At 56.2% G+C, this 18,587-nt stretch carries 21 protein-coding genes, 1 tRNA gene and 1 pseudogene; 5 read left to right on the top strand and 18 right to left on the bottom strand.

Annotated elements, in window-relative coordinates; all coding sequences use genetic code 11:
• Window positions 1-5: 5 nt before the first annotated feature.
• Window positions 6-1,334, top strand: coding sequence for a cytochrome b (gene petB, locus ACXAEW_RS05485; protein ID WP_474940365.1), 1,329 nt, complete (start codon window positions 6-8; stop codon window positions 1,332-1,334).
• A gap of 18 nt (window positions 1,335-1,352) precedes the next feature.
• The gene (locus ACXAEW_RS05480; RefSeq protein ID WP_474940364.1) at window positions 1,353-2,147 is read left to right on the top strand and encodes a cytochrome c1; all 795 of its coding nucleotides are present in this window, start codon (window positions 1,353-1,355) and stop codon (window positions 2,145-2,147) included.
• Window positions 2,148-2,260: 113 nt separating this feature from the next.
• Here the strand turns inward: ACXAEW_RS05480 and ACXAEW_RS05475 are convergent, their stop codons facing one another.
• The 4 genes from ACXAEW_RS05475 to dapF all read right to left on the bottom strand — a co-directional run bounded on the left by ACXAEW_RS05475 (window position 2,261) and on the right by dapF (window position 6,007).
• A complete protein-coding gene (locus ACXAEW_RS05475; protein WP_474940363.1) occupies window positions 2,261-3,238 on the bottom strand; it encodes a calcium-binding protein in 978 nt (325 codons plus the stop codon).
• Between the two features lie 133 nt (window positions 3,239-3,371).
• The gene (locus tag ACXAEW_RS05470; protein WP_474940362.1) at window positions 3,372-3,893 is read right to left on the bottom strand and encodes a chloramphenicol phosphotransferase CPT family protein; all 522 of its coding nucleotides are present in this window, start codon (window positions 3,891-3,893) and stop codon (window positions 3,372-3,374) included.
• An 18-nt stretch (window positions 3,894-3,911) separates the two neighbouring features.
• Window positions 3,912-5,168, bottom strand: coding sequence for a tRNA (N(6)-L-threonylcarbamoyladenosine(37)-C(2))-methylthiotransferase MtaB (gene mtaB, locus ACXAEW_RS05465; RefSeq protein ID WP_474940361.1), 1,257 nt, complete (start codon window positions 5,166-5,168; stop codon window positions 3,912-3,914).
• Window positions 5,168-6,007 (bottom strand): diaminopimelate epimerase, encoded by an 840-nt coding sequence (gene dapF, locus ACXAEW_RS05460; RefSeq protein ID WP_474940360.1) that lies wholly within the window; start codon window positions 6,005-6,007, stop codon window positions 5,168-5,170. The genes mtaB and dapF overlap by 1 nt, the downstream gene beginning before the upstream one ends.
• Before the next feature lie 204 nt (window positions 6,008-6,211).
• Between dapF and ACXAEW_RS05455 the strand changes: the two genes are divergently transcribed.
• Window positions 6,212-6,287 (top strand) — tRNA-Lys (locus tag ACXAEW_RS05455).
• Between the two features lie 10 nt (window positions 6,288-6,297).
• Here ACXAEW_RS05455 and ACXAEW_RS05450 read toward each other — a convergent pair.
• The 8 genes from ACXAEW_RS05450 to ACXAEW_RS05415 form a co-directional block, all read right to left on the bottom strand.
• Entirely contained in the window at window positions 6,298-7,371 is a 1,074-nt protein-coding gene (locus tag ACXAEW_RS05450) for a tyrosine-type recombinase/integrase (RefSeq protein WP_474940359.1), read from the bottom strand.
• Between the two features lie 35 nt (window positions 7,372-7,406).
• On the bottom strand, window positions 7,407-7,580 hold the full coding sequence (locus ACXAEW_RS05445; protein ID WP_474940358.1) for a hypothetical protein: 174 nt from the start codon (window positions 7,578-7,580) through the stop codon (window positions 7,407-7,409).
• The gene (locus tag ACXAEW_RS05440) at window positions 7,570-8,787 is read right to left on the bottom strand and encodes a phage portal protein (protein ID WP_474940357.1); all 1,218 of its coding nucleotides are present in this window, start codon (window positions 8,785-8,787) and stop codon (window positions 7,570-7,572) included. Before ACXAEW_RS05440 ends, ACXAEW_RS05445 begins: the two co-directional genes overlap by 11 nt.
• On the bottom strand, window positions 8,784-9,314 hold the full coding sequence (locus ACXAEW_RS05435; protein WP_474940356.1) for an HK97 family phage prohead protease: 531 nt from the start codon (window positions 9,312-9,314) through the stop codon (window positions 8,784-8,786). The genes ACXAEW_RS05440 and ACXAEW_RS05435 overlap by 4 nt, the downstream gene beginning before the upstream one ends.
• Window positions 9,311-9,586 (bottom strand): head-tail connector protein, encoded by a 276-nt coding sequence (locus ACXAEW_RS05430; RefSeq protein ID WP_474940355.1) that lies wholly within the window; start codon window positions 9,584-9,586, stop codon window positions 9,311-9,313. Before ACXAEW_RS05430 ends, ACXAEW_RS05435 begins: the two co-directional genes overlap by 4 nt.
• Complete coding sequence (locus ACXAEW_RS05425; protein WP_474940354.1) at window positions 9,586-10,824, bottom strand: phage major capsid protein; 1,239 nt, start codon at window positions 10,822-10,824, stop codon at window positions 9,586-9,588. Before ACXAEW_RS05425 ends, ACXAEW_RS05430 begins: the two co-directional genes overlap by 1 nt.
• An 85-nt stretch (window positions 10,825-10,909) precedes the next feature.
• The gene (locus ACXAEW_RS05420; protein WP_474940353.1) at window positions 10,910-11,452 is read right to left on the bottom strand and encodes a hypothetical protein; all 543 of its coding nucleotides are present in this window, start codon (window positions 11,450-11,452) and stop codon (window positions 10,910-10,912) included.
• A gap of 84 nt (window positions 11,453-11,536) precedes the next feature.
• Complete coding sequence (locus tag ACXAEW_RS05415; protein WP_474940352.1) at window positions 11,537-12,001, bottom strand: hypothetical protein; 465 nt, start codon at window positions 11,999-12,001, stop codon at window positions 11,537-11,539.
• Between the two features lie 81 nt (window positions 12,002-12,082).
• On the opposite strand from ACXAEW_RS05415, the gene ACXAEW_RS05410 reads away from it, so the two are divergent.
• Window positions 12,083-12,313: a helix-turn-helix domain-containing protein gene (locus tag ACXAEW_RS05410; RefSeq protein WP_474940351.1), complete on the top strand. Its 231-nt coding sequence runs from the start codon at window positions 12,083-12,085 to the stop codon at window positions 12,311-12,313.
• Window positions 12,313-12,717 carry a type II toxin-antitoxin system PemK/MazF family toxin gene (locus ACXAEW_RS05405; protein ID WP_474940350.1) on the top strand — a complete coding sequence of 135 codons (405 nt, stop codon included), beginning with the start codon at window positions 12,313-12,315 and terminating at the stop codon, window positions 12,715-12,717. The genes ACXAEW_RS05410 and ACXAEW_RS05405 overlap by 1 nt, the downstream gene beginning before the upstream one ends.
• A 187-nt stretch (window positions 12,718-12,904) precedes the next feature.
• Here the strand turns inward: ACXAEW_RS05405 and ACXAEW_RS05400 are convergent, their stop codons facing one another.
• The 6 genes and pseudogenes from ACXAEW_RS05400 to ACXAEW_RS05375 form a co-directional block, all read right to left on the bottom strand.
• Entirely contained in the window at window positions 12,905-14,572 is a 1,668-nt protein-coding gene (locus ACXAEW_RS05400) for a terminase large subunit (RefSeq protein WP_474940349.1), read from the bottom strand.
• 66 nt (window positions 14,573-14,638) lie between these two features.
• Window positions 14,639-14,959 carry an HNH endonuclease gene (locus tag ACXAEW_RS05395; protein WP_474940348.1) on the bottom strand — a complete coding sequence of 107 codons (321 nt, stop codon included), beginning with the start codon at window positions 14,957-14,959 and terminating at the stop codon, window positions 14,639-14,641.
• Between the two features lie 404 nt (window positions 14,960-15,363).
• A complete protein-coding gene (locus ACXAEW_RS05390) occupies window positions 15,364-15,594 on the bottom strand; it encodes a hypothetical protein (RefSeq protein ID WP_474940347.1) in 231 nt (76 codons plus the stop codon).
• Complete coding sequence (locus ACXAEW_RS05385) at window positions 15,591-15,866, bottom strand: hypothetical protein (RefSeq protein WP_474940346.1); 276 nt, start codon at window positions 15,864-15,866, stop codon at window positions 15,591-15,593. Before ACXAEW_RS05385 ends, ACXAEW_RS05390 begins: the two co-directional genes overlap by 4 nt.
• Window positions 15,867-16,248: 382 nt before the next feature.
• Window positions 16,249-16,911: pseudogene (locus ACXAEW_RS05380) on the bottom strand (transposase); the annotation flags it as partial.
• Window positions 16,912-17,466: 555 nt separating this feature from the next.
• A complete protein-coding gene (locus ACXAEW_RS05375) occupies window positions 17,467-18,399 on the bottom strand; it encodes a phosphotransferase family protein (protein ID WP_474940345.1) in 933 nt (310 codons plus the stop codon).
• Window positions 18,400-18,587: the final 188 nt, after the last annotated feature.

The following is an 18,587-nucleotide window of genomic DNA, read 5'->3' as shown; positions in this document are numbered from 1 at the left end:
GCTAGATGTCTGGTATCCCGCACGACCATTACGAGCCGAAGTCCGGCGCAGAAAAGTGGCTGCACAGCCGCCTGCCGGTAGTTGGCCTGATTTATGACACCATCATGATCCCAACCCCCAAGAACCTGAACTGGTGGTGGATTTGGGGCATTGTTCTGGCGTTCTGCCTCGCGCTGCAAATTGCCACCGGCATCGTTCTGGTGATGCACTACACCCCACACGTGGACATGGCCTTTGCCAGCGTCGAACATATTATGCGCAACGTGAACGGCGGCTATATGCTTCGTTATCTGCACGCAAACGGCGCTTCTTTGTTCTTTGTTGCGGTCTACATCCACATTTTCCGGGGTCTTTTTTACGGGTCTTACAAAGCGCCGCGTGAAATCACGTGGATTGTGGGTATGCTGATCTACCTGTTGATGATGGGCACTGCGTTTATGGGTTATGTGCTGCCTTGGGGGCAAATGTCCTTCTGGGGTGCAACGGTAATTACCGGCCTGTTTGGCGCTATCCCGTTTATTGGCGAGCCGATCCAGACCCTGCTGTTGGGTGGTCCTGCGGTGGATAACGCCACGCTGAACCGCTTCTTCTCGCTTCACTACCTGCTGCCGTTTGTCATTGCTGCACTGGTCATCGTCCACATCTGGGCGTTCCACACCACCGGCAACAACAACCCGACGGGTGTTGATGTTCGCAAGGGCTCCAAGGAAGAAGCGGAAAAAGACACGCTGCCGTTCTGGCCGTACTTTGTGATCAAGGATTTCCTGGGTCTCGCCATTGTTCTGGTCGTTTTCTGGGCGATCGTTGGCTTCATGCCGAACTATCTGGGCCACCCGGATAACTACATCGAAGCGAACCCGCTGGTCACACCGGCGCATATCGTTCCGGAATGGTACTTCCTGCCGTTCTACGCGATCCTGCGTGCCTTTACCGGCGAAGTTTGGGTGGTTCAGATCGCCTCCTTCGTCACTGGTGGCATTGTTGACGCGAAGTTCTTCGGCGTTCTGGCAATGTTTGGTGCAATCATCGCGATGGCGCTGGCCCCGTGGCTGGATACGTCCATGGTGCGCTCGGGCAAGTATCGCCCGCAGTTCAAATGGTGGTTCCTGCTCTTGGTCATCGACTTCTTTGCCCTGATGTGGCTGGGGGCGATGCCCGCCGAGGAGCCTTATGCATCGCTGTCGCTGATCGCATCGGCCTATTGGTTTGGCTATTTCTTCGTGATCCTGCCGCTTCTGGGTGTGATCGAGAAGCCAGATGCAATGCCCGCAACCATCGAAGAGGATTTCGACGCCCACTATGGCAAGAAGTCCGAAGCTACTCCTGCTGAGTAAGAAGAAGGACAGCTACCCATGTTCAAGAAATTTGCAACCGGTGCTGCCTTTGCTTTGGCACTCATCCCTGCTGCATCCTTTGCAGCAGGCGGTGGAGATCAGCACGTCGAAGACTTCTCCTTCTCGTTTGAAGGCCCGTTCGGGTCCTACGATCAGAACCAGCTGCAGCGCGGACTCCAGATCTTTACCGAGGTCTGTTCTGCGTGCCATGGTCTGAAACAGGTTCCGATCCGAACTTTGAGTGACGAAGGTGGGCCGAACCTGCCGGAAGATCAGGTGCGCGCTTATGCGGCTGATAACTTCTCGATCTACGATCCTGTTTTGGACGAAGATCGCCCGGCCAAGCCGACAGATCATTTTCCGATCAATGATTCACTTGGCGCACCCGACCTCAGCCTGATGGCGAAGGCCCGCGCGGGTTTTCACGGCCCCTATGGCTTGGGTCTGAACCAGCTGTTCAAAGGTATGGGCGGTGCAGAGTACATTGCCTCTCTGATGACCGGCTATACCGGTGAGACCAAGGAAGAAGCAGGTACAACCTTCTATGAGAACACCGCCTTCCCGGGGGGGTGGATCTCTATGGCGCCGCCGCTCTCGGATGAGCAGGTAGAATTTATCGATGGGCATTCCAACGATCTGCATCATCTGGCTGAAGACGTCTCTGCTTTCCTGATGTGGACGGCAGAACCCAAGATGATGGCACGCAAGCAGGCCGGATTTGTCGGAGTTCTGTTTCTGACAATCCTGTCTGTGCTGCTCTACCTGACCAACAAACGTCTGTGGGCACCGCACAAAGGCAAAAAGACCACGTGATGGCTCCTCTTCTTTAGGAGTTGTGAAAAAAAGCCCCCGCGAACATTGCTCGCGGGGGTTTTCTGTTTTGGCGAGCCCGCCTTATTCAGAAAGGCGGGCAGATGCTGCTTGCTCTAAACGATGATCAGGTCGTCAGCCAGACCCGCTGTGCTGTCCAAATTGCCCAAGATCAGCTCATCGTCGCCAAAATCTAGGATCAGCTGCCCGTCCCGGATGATTCCGAACGTATCGACAACTTCTTGCGCGGTCAGTTCCCCTTCCCAGAGATCATCATCCAGGACAATCTTGTCAGTACCCAGCTCAAAATCTGTGATGGTGTCGTGGCCATATCCGTCAGAGAAGATGAACTCGTCCGAGCCTCTGCCGCCCGTCAGGCTATCATTGCCGCGCCCTCCATCGAGTGTGTCGCGCGCGCCGCCGCCGTCGAGCGTATCGTTGCCTACGCCACCGCCGAGGTTATCACGCCCGCGCTGGCCCTTTAAGATATCGTCGCCGGCTCCACCGCGCAGATTATCATTGCCAGAGTTCCCGAACAGTTGGTCGTCGCCGCTACCGCCGCGTAGCCTGTCGCGCCCACTTCCACCCCGAACGATGTCATCCCCTGTGCCAGCAAAGGCAACATCATTGCCCCCACCGAGATTAAAGGTGTCGTTGCCGGAAAAGTCTAAAGCGCCTCCCCTGCGGATAACGTCCGCCTGATCACTGCCGTTGACTGTGAAATCTTCGCCCGACAGCGCTTCAATCACTTTTTCGGGTGTCAGAACGGCAACTCCGGGGTTTCCTAAGGCGAGTGTTATAAGATTTTCGTAAAGGCTTGAGATGTCGATATCCAGGTCACTGAAATGCAGCGCTTCCCCCGTAAAGGATGTTCCGTCGCTTGTTTGTATCTCTGTTAAGGATATATCGCTGATGGTTCCGACAACAGGTGATACGATCCCTTCTGCAAAGCCAGTACCGGTCAGAACTGTGGGGTCAAGGGAGCCCTGGGTTGTAATGGTGCCTTCGTTAGAGACAACCAGCTTTCCTGTCAGGTCGTCAACGATCCGAGAGAAAAGTCTGTTAAAGTTGCCACTTAGGTCAATCGTCGGCATGAAAAATCTCCGATATGGAAGGTAAAAGAATACCCTGCAGAGAACGCTCTGATTGAAAAATGGGCAAATAAACTAAATGTGATTCCAGGGGCGGTGTTGTTAATATTTCATAAAATTGCGTGTTTTCTTAGGTTTAGTCAAAAAAAGATGAGCGCGGGCGTGATGTTTTTAAGATATCCAGCAATCGCGTTGCATTAACGTTTGGCGCGGCAGTTCCATCCAATTTTACGTCATATTTTATGTGTTGGTGAATTGAACGCTGGTCTTTTTCTGCGCTGCCAATTTCGCGGTCACCGCGAAGGCGTTCACGCCCGCGAAGTTCAGTGATGTCTGTGAACAAACCTGCAAACAAAACGCCATGGTTGTAAAATAGTTCTTGCAGCTCCGCGTGCCATCCTTCGGTGTCCATGATGTGTTCCAGGATCACATCGTTTCCTGAATCGGCAAAGGCCGCGACGGCCTTATGGAAACCAGAAAAGAACTGTGAACGCTGTGCGTGCCAATCTGCGTAAAGTGACGGATCCCAAGCACCGCTGTCGCGCAGGTGGTCGATCGAGAGATGTAGGAATGGGCGTTCCGCCTTTGCGCGCAAAGCGGATGCCAACGTCGATTTGCCGCTGCTTGAAGCTCCATGGAGGAAGATGATCTGAGCCACCGGAGCCCTTACCTTGTGTTACACGATCAATTGCTTGCCATCGGTGCCAGAAATCTTTGCCTGAACCAACGCGCCTTCAGTTTGGGCCGTTGTAAAACGCACTTCGGTGAACTGCTCGGTGCGCCCCATATGTGGGTTTTCCATCAAAACAGAGTGGGTGCACCCAATCTGGTTCTGCAAATGCCGCCGGACCTGCTCCTCTCCGATCTCGCGCAGGCGTGCAGCGCGGGTCTTGATTGCCGTTCCATCCACCTGGTTGGGGATCTTGGCCGCTGGCGTTCCCTCGCGTTTGGAATAAGGGAAAACATGCAACCAGGTCAGGTCGCAGTCTGTAACCAGTTTCAGCGAGTTTTCGAAATGAGCTTCTGTTTCGGTGGGGAAGCCTGCGATGATATCGGCACCAAAAGTCATTTCTGGCCGAAGCTTGCGCGCCTCTTCGCAGAAACGGATGGCATCGTCACGCAGATGTCGACGTGCCATACGTTTTAGAATCAGATCATCGCCATGTTGAAGGGACAAATGCAGATGTGGCATCAGCCGGTGTTCTGTAGCAATGGCCTGCATCAGGTTCTCATCCACTTCGATCGAGTCGATGGACGAAATCCGCAACCGGGGCAGGTCGGGGACCAGTTTCAGGATACGCATCACCAGATCGCCAAGTTTCGGCTGAGCAGGCAGATCCGCCCCCCAAGAGGTCAGGTCGACGCCCGTCAGGACAACTTCGTTGTAGCCCTTATCCACGAGCCGCTTGATCTGGTCGACCACTACCCCGGCCGGCACAGATCGAGAGTTGCCGCGACCATAAGGGATAATGCAAAAGGTACAGCGATGATCGCAGCCGTTCTGGACCTGTACATAGGCACGTGAGCGCGTTCCAAACCCATCAATCAGATGCCCGGCCGTTTCGGTCACGGACATGATGTCGTCGACTTGAACCTTCTCGGTCTCACCGATGAAATCCGCAGACATGCCTTGCCAGGTTTCGGGCTGCATCTTTTCGGTATTGCCAATGACCTTGTCGACCTCATCCATTTGGGCAAAGGTCTCTGGCTCGGTTTGAGCGGCACATCCGGTAACAATGATGCGCGCATCCGGGTTTTCACGACGCAGTTTGCGGATCTCTTGTCTCGCCTTTCGTACGGCTTCCGCTGTTACGGCGCAGGTATTCACCACTACGGCATTTTCCAGCCCAGCCGCCTGGCTGAGCTCTTTCATGGCTTCGGTCTCATATGCGTTGAGACGACAGCCCAAAGTGGTGAACTTGGGAGCGCTCATCAGAGGCTATCCAAAAATTGTTGTGAGAAATGTCCGTCACATACATGCATTGTTTGCCCTGTCATCCAGACACCATCCTTGCGCCAGTCAATCCACAAGGTGCCACCATCCAAGTCAATTTGAACATTACGCCCCGTTAGCCCTCGGCGCGCTGCGGCAACGGCGGTGGCGCAGGATGATGAACCTGATGACAGGGTGATTCCCACGCCGCGTTCCCAAACCCGCATACGGATATGATCGGGGCCCACCACATGTGCGACCTGAACGTTGGTGCGCTCCGGGTATAGCGGATGATGTTCATAGCGGGGTCCAAACTCTTCCAGCGGAATGCGTTCGGCATCCTCCACAAAAAATGTGCAATGGGGGTTGCCCATGCCGGTTGCCGTCGGCCCGCCCTCGATCGGCAGCTCCAACGTATCCATCTCTTCTGCCAGCGGGACGTTGTTCCAGTTCAGCTGTGGTGGGCCCATGTTAACGGACGTCAACCCATCCCCGGCCTCAACCGCGAAAAGGTCACCACGCTCAGTTGTCAGGTGCAGGCGGTCTTTGTTCAGTTCAGTCATCAAGTAGCGCGCAACGCAGCGCGTGGCATTTCCACAGGCGCCAGAGGTCGAACCATCTGAATTATAGAATGTGAGATGCGCATCCCCTTCACCCTTCTCAATCACTGTCAGTTGGTCAAAACCGATTCCAAACCGGCGGTGGCCGATCCCCCGGGCCATTGCGGGGGTGATCGTGAAATCCTGAACGCGCGCGTCAACAACAACAAAGTCATTGCCGAGCCCGTGCATTTTCATAAAGGGCAAATGAGTATGTGAAACGCGTGTCATGAGCGGCATATAGCGGTGCAATCTAAATGAATCCAGTCTTTGACAATAAAGTTTGAAAAAAGGGGTTGACCCCTTTCCGCATTATCCGTAGATACGCCGCCTATCGGGACAGCGCGACTGACCAAGTCAACCTGCCTCAGCGCAAATTAAGTGCTTGAACTCGAAAGAGAAAACACTTACACGAAGCGCTCAGCAGAGATGCAAAAGAAGAGTGGGCCGTTAGCTCAGTTGGTAGAGCAACTGACTTTTAATCAGTGGGTCGCAGGTTCGAATCCTGCACGGCTCACCACTTTCTTCCATTAGATATTTCCTCTCAAAGGTTTATCGCCACCTTTGGCGAACCCTTCGGGGAGGTTCGCCACATCCTTATTGCCATTCGGTCGTGCAATCAGCTTTTCCATGGCGGAGTCTGCCAATCCCTCTCTGCCTGCTGCCTCGGTATAGAGCTGGACGAGAGCCAGCGTCTTGTGCCCAGTCACAGACGCGATTTCATGGGTAGTTGCGCGCGCTTCAGCCAGGCGGCGGGCACAAGCCTTACGCAGTCCATGGGAGCTGCAAGCAGGCAAACCAGCCTCATCACACCAGCGGCGCATTGCATTGCCCAGACCAGCCGCCGCCCGCGCCTTCCCAGAAGCTGTAGCTAGGAACGGTCGATCATCAGGCAATGTTGCCAGTAGTTCGGCCAAATCAGCATGGACGGGTATGCTGACTTTGATTCCACCGGAACGTGCCGTCTTCTGACGCTTGTACTCTATTCGGCCATCCTTCAGGTTCCAGGGGCCAAGCTGCACCGCGTCAACGCGCGCTGCTCCAGTATACAGCATCAAGGCAACAGCCCGATGGGCCAGCGTACCCGGCTTATGCACCTCGAAAAAACGGGCAATCTCACTCTCTTCCCAAGAGTGAAAACCGGTTCCCGCATTGCGATATGGTTTCGTTGCTCGGGCCGGATTATCCCCCCGCCAGTCCAAACCAATTGCGTGGTCGAGAAGTTGGATCAGCCGCTTTCGCAGATTGTTGGCTGCTGCGGGCGTTTCTGCCTTTTCCGCTAGCATGGCCTGCACATGACGGCGCTCCAATTGGGCAATAGGCTTGCGGCCATGCTTCTCGCGGAATTTTTCTATAACCCCCCGGTATACTCGTTTGGTACTGTCTGAGAGATCAAGAAACTCCGGCGAACGATACCAGGACGCGACAAGGGCGTTTACGCTGCCGGGTACTGTGCGCTCCGCGCCGATCAACCCGCGTGTGCGGTGCCCGTTCAGCGCGGCCTCGTAACGCCGGACAAATTCGTCTGACCCATATTCGCGCCCAAGCTCGGCAGAAAAGCCGCCTTTGCGGAACCGCCACCGGCGGTTGCCATGTCGGTCCATGTACGGTGTTGCACCTGGGAATTGCTTGCGGTTTTTCACGACTGGTCCCATGGGTTGTCACTGTTTTGGTCGTTTTGACCGATCGAATAGACGACAATGGTGCCATCGGGCTTTGTCTCGGTCTTGGCGATAGGAATACCCGCGTCCCTGTGTGCCTTTAGGCAGCGCGTCAACTCAGCCTGGGTAATGATTGCTTTCCTATTCGCCATCGTCGCTACCCTCCCGCTTGCCCAGCACCGTCATATTGAGGGGCGAGAGGTATTCCTCGCCGCCGTTGATTTCTGTGAGGTTTTCCCATGCGCGGATGTCGTTCGGGCTGAGCCAGCCCCATTCGCGTCCAATTCGGTAAGCCTCGTAGCGCGCCTTCATGTCTCCGCGCAGAAGGCCAGCCAAATCATGCTCCACGAAGTACCGCTTACGCCCTTCCATGGTCAGCAAAGCCGCATTCATGGCTTGCTCGACGCGGCGCGCCATTGGCGCAAGGCAGCGCACCACCAAAGCGCGGCTTTCACCATCCACATTCGAATAGGTGGCGTTGTCAGTGATGCCGACAACAGTCGGGGGCACGCTGAACGTGCGGGCCACGTCCATGTTGGACAGCTTTCGGCTGTCCAGAAACTCGGCGTCCTTCGCAGAAATGCTGAGACTCTTCCAGTCAAGGCCACCGTCCAGCACCAGAATGCCGGAGGTCTCTGCCTGACCTTCGACGCGATCCCGCATTTTCTGCAAAGCGTCGGCCTTGGCCTCGTTGTTGATCTTCTGCGGAAACACCAACGCACCCTCGGCGCGAAATGCGCGGCTTGCTTGCCGTGCGGCCTGATCCTGCTGCGTCAGCGCCAGCGAGAAAGTTTCCCGAGCCAGTTGGATCGGGGAGACCCCCATAACGCCATCTTGTGCAAGGCGATACTTGAGGTGCAACACCTCTTCTTGGATCAGTGTCTTGGAGGTGCCGCGCGTATCGGTCACACGATACCGCAAGCGGCCGTTGTCCAGCTTCTCGACTGCGACGGTGGAGGGATGCAGCGGGTAAAGCCCGGTGACCTGACCCCGCATGTTGGTATCGATCCGGGCGAAGGCGTTGCCCATGGTCAGCAGCGACACCAGTAGGAATTCGCGCCCCTCAAAGGCGGTCATCTGCGGGTTAAACTGGTCGTGCAGAACACCATGCAGCGGGTGGCCTGTGGCACGTTCGCGCCCACCATTGGCGCTGCGCTTATAGACGTTCATCGGCATGGCAGCGAGGTTCTGGCTAATCACGGAAATGCAGGCTTGTGCTACCGCCAGACCAGAGGCGCGGGCGGGGTCCACAAAGCCGGAACCATTCACCCGCTGGCCCAAAAATTCTGCAAGGGCCGGGTCAGAGGTCGTGACGGTTTGGCGATTTTCTCGCCCGAAGAAACGGGAAATCAGGCTCATGCCAGCAGCTCCAGTAGGCGCAGGCGGCGCGCGGCTGCATCCCGAATGGGAAAGCCACGCACCAGCGAGCGAGCATTGATGACAGTGCCCTCATAGGCCGGGAAGGCAGAGACCACGCTAATCTCAAATAGATCGACCGCGCGCAGTTCGCGCCGCGCCCCGTCCGAGTGTTCGTCCCGTGCCTCAAAGCCGAAAGACATGCCGCCCAGATCGCCGCGTTCGGCAAGCGTCAGCACGTCACGACCCGCCTGCGTGTCAGGTACGTCCATGTCAAAGCTGAGACCGCGCGTGTCCTCAGACAGGCGCAGGGACCCAGAGCGGGTGCGGGCCAGAACGCGGGTCGGGTCATGATCCACCAGAGCCAGAATGTCCGCGCGCTGCGCGAGGGTGCGGCTGAAGGCACCGGGGGCTATGGTCTCGACAATCCCGGCACCGATGCGGGCCTCAGAGCCGAACAGGGCTGCATATCCTTCCAGGCGGCGACCCTTGGCGCGTAGCTCTGCGGTTTGAAAGCGTTTCTCGATCACAGGCAGACACTCCGGTAAGGGGCGATCAACCTGTCGATACCGTAGGCGGGAGGTTTTGCTGGGTCACCCCTCAAACTGCCTCCATTGTTGAACCAGTATCCGGCCAATAGGACCACCGCATGGGAAAGCGCTGGAGCAATCGGCTCTGACATGTCCAGGTCGAGGCTTTCTAAGTGATTTCGTGCCGCATCGAGCAACTCCGCCAATTCCTCATCGTGGCCGTCTCCATCCAGGACGCGCACGTGCCTTTTCAATTGCTCCAGCGTCGCCATCAATCGATCTCCGCGTAACGGAAACCCTCGGGATGGCGTACCACCACATCAGCATCAAGGAAGGCGTGCAGGATCGCGCCGCCCTTGCTTGCCACATCGCTGTGGTAGGGGTTCATCATCAGGTCGACGCCAGACCAATAGCCGATGTAGAGGCTCGCCCATTCGCCATAGATAAGGGCGTTCTTGTCATTGGTCGCGCCAATGTCGTCGGGCACCTGAGTCGAGCTTTCCACGCGCTCATTGTGGAACAGTTCCGACAACGAAATGGTGCGGGCATCCGTATCCTTGATCTTGCGGGCGGTGTTCATCACCTTCTTGTTGGTGAGAAATCCGGTGGTGCCTGTCACATTGTCGGTCTCCAGTGCTGCGATCAGATCAGCAGCAATATCAGACGAAAACGCCCCACCTGGCACCGACAGCACATTGGTGTCAGCTAGGATGCCGGTCGGCTCATCATCCCCGCCGCCCGTGATGCCTGCGCCATCCAGTGCCTGCGCCAACAGGTATGCCAGATCCGCGCGCAAGATCGGTTCCAGCGCTTGATTGGACTGGAGCAACATGCGGCGGGACAGTTCGTATTCAGCCGTGACTGTCTTTGGCCCCATGTCTTTCTTGGCAAAGGTGGCGTCGCTGCGACTGGCGTTGTTATGTTCCGACACCCAGCCCGCCGCGCCGGAGCCGACAAGGCGGGGCAGTTCGAGGTTGCCTGTCAGACCACGCAGAACCGTCGCGCCCATGCCCTCCACCTTGAGAGCGGCGCGGCGGCGGTCGGTCATCGCGGCCAGATCAGTCTTAATCAGGTTGCCAGCGGTTCCGGCGCTGGTCAGGGCGCGGGTCTCGCCGCCCAGCAGGATCTCGGTCGGAACCATCACGCCCCGGACCTCGCCTCGATCCTTGGCCAGCTCCTGGTGCCATTCGGCCTCCACGCCGGACAGGTGACCGGCGCGGCATTCAATCAGCGCCTTGCGCACCGAGTAGCCTTCCAGCGAACGCCGAGCCACGGCGTCTTGGGTCAGGGTCTCGCCGCGGGCTTCCAGCCGCTCAAACTCCGCGAGCTTCTGTGCATCAGTCAAACGGCTGTTGAGGCTGCGCACCTCGGCGTCCAGATCATCGAAGCGCTTGCGCTCTGCTCCCGACAGGTCGCGATTTTCCTTCGCGGCCATGTCGTGGATGGTATTCATTTCGGCAATCTTATTGCCACGTGACTCTTGCAGGTCACGCAGGTTAAGAGAGGTCATCTTGGCCCCTTTCACGAGGTGTTAAGGTTGAAGGTCAGCGCGGTACTGGTTTGGCGATTAGGGCCGCGCTGGTCTGGAAAAAGTGCTAGTTGCGTGCGTAAGAGGTATCCAAGCACTGGTAATCGTTCAATTCCATGCGGTTGCAAACCTGCCGGAAAACCATAGAGGCATTCACGATCATACAGTGAGAAGTGTAACCTGTTTGACCGCCGAGAAAGCTGAAAATTTCGTCTAAAACAGATGACTTAGAAGGCTTCCAAGTGCCAATCCAACATCCTTTAGCATTTACTGCCATAAGTGTATCACCATGATCGAAATGACACGGCAGCGCGGGCGACCGTTCAACTTCCACTCCGTCGCCCACAGTTCCGAAGTAGGCGAACTGTGCAGCTGCTTCGAAAGCAGCTTTTGGGGAGAGGCCAGCGTCGACGAACTCCTTCGCGATTGCATACTCCATGATGTGGTTGAACTTGAAAATGCGTGCGACACCACGCTTGCCACCGCCCTGCGGATCTTCACCGCTGCCGGTGATTGAATATCGGCTGTTCCAAAGTTGGAATTTTCCTTTGTCGAGGCCGCTGAATTCCGCGACCTGCGCCATAAGGAACTCTTGTTCGAAGATGTTCATAGCGACTCCTAAGAATTATCGGATGATTATTCATGCCGCACTTTTGCTGAAACATCAAGTGATAATACTCGATGCATTCTAAACTTAACTGACCAGCCGTTTTTCTCTCTCCAAGCGTATTGGATTGCGCAGAACGTGGCTGAGGTGATCAAGCTGGCTCTGTGTTTGCCTCAGGTGGAATGCTACTTGCTGCGAGACATAAACAGCCGCCTCTTGTTCGTAGGTGTCATGCTCTAGATCTCCCTTATCGATCAGCACGGCCAACGCTTGTGACAGATGCAAAGCTTCCTCAAAACCTTCGATGTAGTTCCCCAAGTCTGGGTGTAGGATCGGAAACGAGGCGTCTAGCGCAGCCCGTGGTTCTGCTGGAAGGGTCGCAAGGTACTTGGTCTGCCGGTCACGCAGCCTTTCGATTTTCTCCATCTCCTCTGCAAGCACTCTATCGCAACACAGGGCCTTTCCGTTTACGTTTTTGTTTTCGAGATCAGAAACAGGGCGATTTTCAGCAGACACAGTTTCACTGTTCGCGCAAACGCGTTCTTTGGGCATTGTTCGGTTCTCCGAATTGGGATATCAATATTTTATGTTGATAGAGGATTGGCGCTACATGCGTCAACAAAAAATGTTGATATGACACCAGCGCAATGTCGGGCAGCACGTGCCCTGATCGGTATGACACAACCAGAACTAGCCAAGGCAGCAGGTTTTGGTTTATCTACGATTGTGGATTTTGAGAAGGAGCGGCGCGTGGTTTCATCCACCGCTCGTATAAGGATGATGGAAGCACTTGAGAGCGCCGGGGTCGAATTTATTCCAGAAAATGGTGCTGGAGCAGGTGTTAGGTTGAAGAAGAATGTTTGATGGCGATTAAATACGATGTATTGCCTAGGACCATATTGCTTTGCGACTATAGTAAGGGTGGGTTCCGCGCACCAGAGATGGTAAAGCGTAGGCCCGTGATAGCCATTTCGCCGCGCCTTCGTCACAGAAGTGGCCTGATTACAGTAGTACCATTGAGTACAACCAAGCCTGAACGGGTCGCGGATTATCACTGCAAGATTTCCCTTGCCTCCCCTCTTCCAAACTTCACAACAACGGAATGCTGGATCAAGGCTGACATGATAGCGACCGTAAGCTTTGAAAGATTAGATTTGTTTCGCACACAGCGAGACCAAACTGGCAAGCGTAAATATCTAACGCCCCGCATCTCTGAAGACGATTTTGATCGTGTTAAAGTGTGCATCACTGCTGCTTTGGGACTGTAAACCCAGTTTCCGAAATCGCTTCAGAACTGGAAAAAATAATTTCCAAAGTGATTCGCTATTCATTGACCTTTAAGGAGTCAACCGCTATATTGCCCTTGTCCGCTCGTGCTGCAAAGCATTGAGCCTCAAGACCACCAACGTGGCAGCCCCGCTATGGCGATAACAAGCTCAGCGGGGCTTCGTTTTTTTAGGCAAGAAGTTCCGCCAAACACAGGGGGAGATCGTCCTCGCCTTCGCGGTCTACAGCCGCCAGGGCCATAGCCAACGCCACGATCCCATCAATGCGTCCGCTTGATTTGCCCTTGTCCAGCTTCCGGTTGCCTGCCGGGTCCATCTCCACCACCGCATTGGCCGCGCAATAGGTTAGCACCGGGTTGCCCGAGTGGCGCAGCCGGGCCTCGGCCACTGCGCGTTCCAGTCGGTCTACGGCGGGGGCCATATCGCGGAAGCCTTGCCCGAAAGGTTCCAGCGGCGGTTCCGCTCCCATCTTGCCCAGCTCGCGCTTTAGGTCCTCGATGCGCCAGCGGTCATAAGCGATCATCTGCACGTCATAACTGAGACAGGCATCGGCTATCGCCTCGGCCACAAAGGACGGGTCGACCACCGGGCCGGGGATCAGGGTCAGATAACCTTGGCGCGCCCAAAGGTCATAGGGAACCCGGTCCTGTTCCGATTTCTCGCGGATTCCCTGTTCCGGCAGGAAGAAGCGCGGCAGCAGATCAAAACCGCCGGCACCATCCGGGAACACCAGAACAAAGGCGGTCAGGTCGCGCGACTGCGACAGGTCCAGCCCGCCCCAGCATTCCCGCCCCTCCAGCGCCTTGAAATCCACCGCACCCGCATTGGCGTCCCATTCTGCCTTGGCGAGGAAACGCACATGGGCATCGACCCGCTGGTTCAGGATCAGGTTGCGGAACGCCTGTTCCTTCGACGGCATCCGTTGCGCCTGCGCCGCTTGTCGCCGCACATCCTCCAGCGACCGAAAATCGCCCAGGGCGGGATTAGCTTTGCGCCATGCGTCCTCGCTCCACGGGTCATCGTCGGCGCTGGCCCCGTAGAAGGTCATATGAAAGCTGGGGTCCTCGACTTCGCCGGAATTGACCTTGTGGCCGTAGTCCACCAGTTCGGACATGACCGCGTGATCGTCGGCGGCTTGGGTGCTGATGACGCACAGCAGCGGGTTTGCCCGCGCGCCCATGGCGGTATCCAATGCCTCATAGAGGTCTCGCTTAGGGGCGGTGCCCAATTCGTCGTAGATGGTGAAGCTGGGGGAGAGGCCCTGTTTGGTGCTGGCGTCGGCAGAGAGGGCTTGGAAGATCGAGCCTTTGCCCTGGCCAGTCAGAACCTCGATGCGCTTGCTGAACTTGATGACGTTGGCGCGGGCGTCCAGCTCCGGGTGTTCATCTAGGATGGCAACCATTTCCGCGAAGGTCTTGCCCGCCTGCGCCTTGTCGTTTGCTGCGGCATAGACCTCGCCCCGGCTTTCGGCTTCAGGGCCAAGAAGGTGACAGAGGCCCAGACCGGCCACCAGCTGCGTCTTGCCGTTCTTGCGCGCCATCGACAGGACAGCGGTGCGCACCGGGCGCAGACCGTCCTCGTCCTCGGCATAGATCGCTTCGAGAAAATCGCGCTGCCAGTCGCGCACCTGGAGCTTGGTTCCTGCGAGGCTCCCTTGCGTGATCGGCAGATCCTCTAGAAAGGCGATGACACGCTCCACACGGCTCAGGCCGGGCTTGTCCCACGGCAGAGTGTTGCGGAGTGGGGAAACCTCGCTGGTGGCAAAGCCAAAGCTGCCCTGTGGGTTGTCCGCGATCACCGCCAGTTTTGGTTTTGCGCCTTTACCTCGTTGTCCCATTTTATCAAACCTAATTAAGTATTTATCTGACTTTCCCATCGGTTTCGGGGGGGTCATTCCTAGTGATTAAGGGTGCCCCCACCACCCATCGGCGGGATCGATCGGGTTGCCATTAGCATCGCAGCCTTTGAAACGGCGTCCGGTTGCGTTGCCGCTGGTGCGATCAAAGCCAGAGGTCTTCTCGTTGTGGCACCGTGCGCAAAGAGACATGAGACCAGAGAGTTCGGGGAAAGGATCGCCGCCTTGACTGATCGGCTTGCAGTGGTCCACAGCAGTCGCTTCGACAACCAAGCCACGCTTCTCACATGCAAAACACAGCGGGCATTCGCCCAGTTTAGCAAGACGCAAGCGCTTCCATGCGCTGGTGCAGTAGGGCCATTTACTCATCGCGCTGGCCCACTTTCATTGTTTTGATAATGTCGCTCAGTTTCTTCCAGTTATCGTTCATTGCTGCTCTCTCTTTTCTCTACCGTTGCACCAGGTCCTTACTGCTCAATGGTGAGACCCGGAGCAGAAGGCATAGGGCGACCAGCCCCGGCCAATCTGGCCGAGCTGGTCCCTAGCCTTCAGCGTGAAGATCCTGCTCAACGGAGCCGACCCATCGCTTTCAGGCGCCTCCAGTCCCGACGATCCATGCCGGAGGCTCAGTCGCTACTTGCGGCGCTTGGATGGACGCCGGGGGACGCGCTTCGACCTTTCGGGCTGCGCTTTGGCCTGTGTCCCCACCCCGTGGTGTGCCAAAGTTTCGGTGCGTGCCACCGTCTGAACCGTCCACGCATCGACAGCGCCAATCAGGCGGCGCTGGGGCCTACTTTCTCGATTTCGATCACGTCCAGCGGGTCCTCATTGAAGAGGCGAGCAACCATGCTCTGCATGGTCTCCTGCTGCTTCTGTGTAGGGGTCCAATTCTTCCAGTGGGCACGGCGGGCCATGTCCTTAGCGAACTGGCGTTCCCATGCGCTTCCAGAGGTCCGCGACAGGCGGGGCATGTAGAACAGGAGGTGTTCGACCGTGCGGTTCATTGGCTAGACCCTCCTCGGCTTGTACCGAAGATTGCCAGGGAAGCGACGTCATAAGCATCGCCTTCTTCCAAGCTCTTTAGGGCTGCATAAGCCAGCCCCGCGCGCTCGACATTGGAAAGGCGCGCAACAAGAATAACTGAGAGGTCAAGCCAAGCCTGCGGGGTTGCCAGGGTCAGCACGTAGCCGATGCAACGTGCAACGCGTTTATGCCGATCCTTGGCAAAGCGAGACATCGCAGAGGTGCGGTTTCTGGACTTGAAAAGGTTCGCCAAGCCCGGAGATTTCTCTTTGTTTTCAAACCTAGCGTTTTTCCCGTTCGTCAGGCTAACTGTTTGACGGGAAGGGGAATGGAGCGTTCTGCACGGCTCACCACTTTTTTTATGTTGTGAATGAACCATAAGAGTGCGAATTTGGAGCATAAGCTTACGAATTCGCTCGCCTGGCAGAAGCTCTTGAGATCAGAACGTGAACAAACTTGCTGCGTAGCCTTTGGGATCACGATTGCTGTGGTTCTCTACGCATTTTGCAGCAATGCCGTGAATTGCCTTTGATCCTCTCCCACTATCTTGGATGCATCCAATTTAGGCATGAGCATATGAAAAGGCTCTCCCTGCGCGGTAGGCAATGGCGATACCCCCAATTCTCGGCATCAAGGTAGGCGAAGTAGGGGCGGCTTTCCTCGGCCCGGGTCCACTGGGCTGCCGGATCACACGTGGCGACAAACTTTTGCTGAACTGGCGATGCCGCACCGAAAGCCGCGTCATCTAGCGTTTCGAGATATTCCTTGGCGGCGCGGTTTCCAGCGGCCCGTGCAACGTCTTCATTCCAATCCTTGGCCGCAATGGAACGGGCCTTGTTGGCATTCGCTGGGATCAGGCTGGCATCGACCGCAAAGCCTTCGCCTGACACGAGATTCTCCTTCAGGCAGCGCTCTACCGTTGCCTCGAAGATGTGACGCAGCATGTCGCTGTCACGGAACTTGCCATGACGGTAGCGTGAGAAGGATGAATGGTCCGCCACTTTGTCGTCCAGTCCAAGGCGGCAAAACCAGCGATAAGCTAGGTTGAGATGCACCTCCTGGCAAAGCCGACGCTCAGATCCGATCCCCATCACATAGCCAATCACCAGCATGCGGACGATGAGTTCGGGATCGATCGAAGGGCGGCCTGTGTGGCTGTAGAACGGCTTTAGCCTCTCCCGCATATCGCCCATGTCGAGAAAACGGTCGATCTCTCTCAATACGTGATTGGGCGGCACATGCGCGTCCAAATCGAACTCATAATACAGCTGTGCTTCGACACTTTGAATGCCCATCATCGCCGGATCCTCCCAATCTCAATAAATCGAGTGAAACAAACGACTTGCCGCACTGCGACACAGAGTTTTTCAACAGCATGGGCGGTTTCCGGAAGTTCGCCGCGTCTGCGAGAGGCTCATGTTCAAGAAGGATTAGCGGCCATTCAAGCCCGCACTACCCTTGGATCGATGCTGCACACTGCACTAAGGTCAGCAATGCGCAGTGAGCGACATTTGCAAAGTCTCAGGATCTGCCACCTAGGCAACGGTCTCATGCTGCACGAGCAATGGAGGGAACAGACCTTCGCCGCAGATGCAGCCACCAACCACCGTCGAACGGAAGGGAGGCGGACAAACCCGCCTTTTGCCTACGCCGCTATTGCTGTCGCAGAAAACACTCGCGGGCGCGGCATGGTTCTCGCTGTTAAGCAGAATGTGTCGCCAGAGCGGTCATTGAAGGCCACTCTGAGAGGTAAAATTCAAACCGACCTTTAGCGGCCACTGGGATCAACCATCGGGGAGCGGACTTTGCCGCCGTTTGCTGCGGACGTACGAATGGCCGCTTTCAAGAGCAGGCTAAGACCAGAGCCCTCTAGTGAGTGCTGCGGCAGCTTCCCGTAGGGTGGCGTGCGCGGTTTGGCGCATATGTTCCTCTTTGGCGCTTTCGAGGCCCCAATCTCCCATGTACTTCAAGGCTGCCGAAGAAACGTAAGCAAGCCAAAGTGCAAGCCTTTGCGGGTCAATCTTACGATGTTTGGCATATGCACTCTCAAAAAGATCTTTGCCTTCCGTAGCATGGATGTATCTCAATTCCAGAGCAGCACAGGCAACGTCGGAAAGTGGGTCTCCTACAGCAGCATATTCCCAATCTAGGATTGCCGTAATTCGACCTTCTGACCAGATGAGGTTTGAAGGCCAAAAGTCCCCGTGCAAGACCACATCTGAGCCAGAAAACTGTGAATTCTTCAGCCTTTTGAGATAACTTCGGAAGTCATTCCATTCTGCACCTGTCGGCAGAAACTCAAGAAGTTCTGGGATAGGGTCATCCCGTCGTGGCAGTGTAGGCATGACGTTAACCGCAACTTCGTGCACCGAGATCATCGCTTCAACCATAGTCTCGACGCTCGCTTTAAGCACGGGCTGAGCGAGATCGGAGGCCCCCTCGACGAACGCTATGATCAGATAGGGATCCTCTAATAGCGAGCAACTTGCATCCACGCTGAGTGGCTTGGGCACCGAAATCCCCGCCCGAAAAAGTGCTTCGAGAATTTGGAACTCAAGTTCTGCGCCGTGACCGTAGTGCGTTGCACCGTGAACTCTCAGCACGACGTGCTCTTTACTTCCGTTGGGATGCGATAGCGCGAGGCGATAGACCTCAGCGGAAACTCCGCCTTCCATTCGCTCGATAAATTCCGGCACTGCGCCTTTGGTATACTGTTCAACGGCGCGATGTAGGTTCTCGTCATTTAGGGATAACAAATCAGCTGCCTTTCGAATTTGAGCGGACATTCGTGCATCATGCAACATCGGTCAATAAGGGCTCTGATCTAGCCCCGGTTTCGCCGCCCGAAGCGCGAACGGCGGCCCCAGATTTACGAACGACCGCGCCTTTAGAGACGTGATACAAGATCAAAGACTTAGCCCAATACCTCCATGACCGGTCTCGATCTGCGTGTAGCAACGGCATCGCCGCGTGA

The sequence above is a fragment of the Epibacterium sp. ABZ3_068 genome (genome assembly GCF_056159265.1).
This window is presented reverse-complemented; position numbering and strand designations above follow the sequence as displayed.

What these genes read in the sequence shown, in the direction of transcription:
- ACXAEW_RS05405 (WP_474940350.1), top strand. Translation starts at nt 12,313, where the DNA reads ATGGCGATTAAATACGATGTATTGCCTAGGACCATATTGCTTTGCGAC.
- ACXAEW_RS05400 (WP_474940349.1), bottom strand. Translation starts at nt 14,572, where the DNA reads ATGGGACAACGAGGTAAAGGCGCAAAACCAAAACTGGCGGTGATCGCG.
- ACXAEW_RS05420 (WP_474940353.1), bottom strand. Translation starts at nt 11,452, where the DNA reads ATGAACATCTTCGAACAAGAGTTCCTTATGGCGCAGGTCGCGGAATTC.
- ACXAEW_RS05395 (WP_474940348.1), bottom strand. Translation starts at nt 14,959, where the DNA reads ATGAGTAAATGGCCCTACTGCACCAGCGCATGGAAGCGCTTGCGTCTT.
- ACXAEW_RS05445 (WP_474940358.1), bottom strand. Translation starts at nt 7,580, where the DNA reads ATGGCGAATAGGAAAGCAATCATTACCCAGGCTGAGTTGACGCGCTGC.
- ACXAEW_RS05375 (WP_474940345.1), bottom strand. Translation starts at nt 18,399, where the DNA reads ATGTCCGCTCAAATTCGAAAGGCAGCTGATTTGTTATCCCTAAATGAC.
- ACXAEW_RS05390 (WP_474940347.1), bottom strand. Translation starts at nt 15,594, where the DNA reads ATGAACCGCACGGTCGAACACCTCCTGTTCTACATGCCCCGCCTGTCG.
- ACXAEW_RS05440 (WP_474940357.1), bottom strand. Translation starts at nt 8,787, where the DNA reads ATGAGCCTGATTTCCCGTTTCTTCGGGCGAGAAAATCGCCAAACCGTC.
- ACXAEW_RS05410 (WP_474940351.1), top strand. Translation starts at nt 12,083, where the DNA reads ATGACACCAGCGCAATGTCGGGCAGCACGTGCCCTGATCGGTATGACA.
- ACXAEW_RS05450 (WP_474940359.1), bottom strand. Translation starts at nt 7,371, where the DNA reads ATGGACCGACATGGCAACCGCCGGTGGCGGTTCCGCAAAGGCGGCTTT.
- ACXAEW_RS05425 (WP_474940354.1), bottom strand. Translation starts at nt 10,824, where the DNA reads ATGACCTCTCTTAACCTGCGTGACCTGCAAGAGTCACGTGGCAATAAG.
- mtaB (WP_474940361.1), bottom strand. Translation starts at nt 5,168, where the DNA reads ATGAGCGCTCCCAAGTTCACCACTTTGGGCTGTCGTCTCAACGCATAT.
- dapF (WP_474940360.1), bottom strand. Translation starts at nt 6,007, where the DNA reads ATGCCGCTCATGACACGCGTTTCACATACTCATTTGCCCTTTATGAAA.
- ACXAEW_RS05415 (WP_474940352.1), bottom strand. Translation starts at nt 12,001, where the DNA reads ATGCCCAAAGAACGCGTTTGCGCGAACAGTGAAACTGTGTCTGCTGAA.
- ACXAEW_RS05430 (WP_474940355.1), bottom strand. Translation starts at nt 9,586, where the DNA reads ATGGCGACGCTGGAGCAATTGAAAAGGCACGTGCGCGTCCTGGATGGA.
- ACXAEW_RS05480 (WP_474940364.1), top strand. Translation starts at nt 1,353, where the DNA reads ATGTTCAAGAAATTTGCAACCGGTGCTGCCTTTGCTTTGGCACTCATC.
- ACXAEW_RS05475 (WP_474940363.1), bottom strand. Translation starts at nt 3,238, where the DNA reads ATGCCGACGATTGACCTAAGTGGCAACTTTAACAGACTTTTCTCTCGG.
- petB (WP_474940365.1), top strand. Translation starts at nt 6, where the DNA reads ATGTCTGGTATCCCGCACGACCATTACGAGCCGAAGTCCGGCGCAGAA.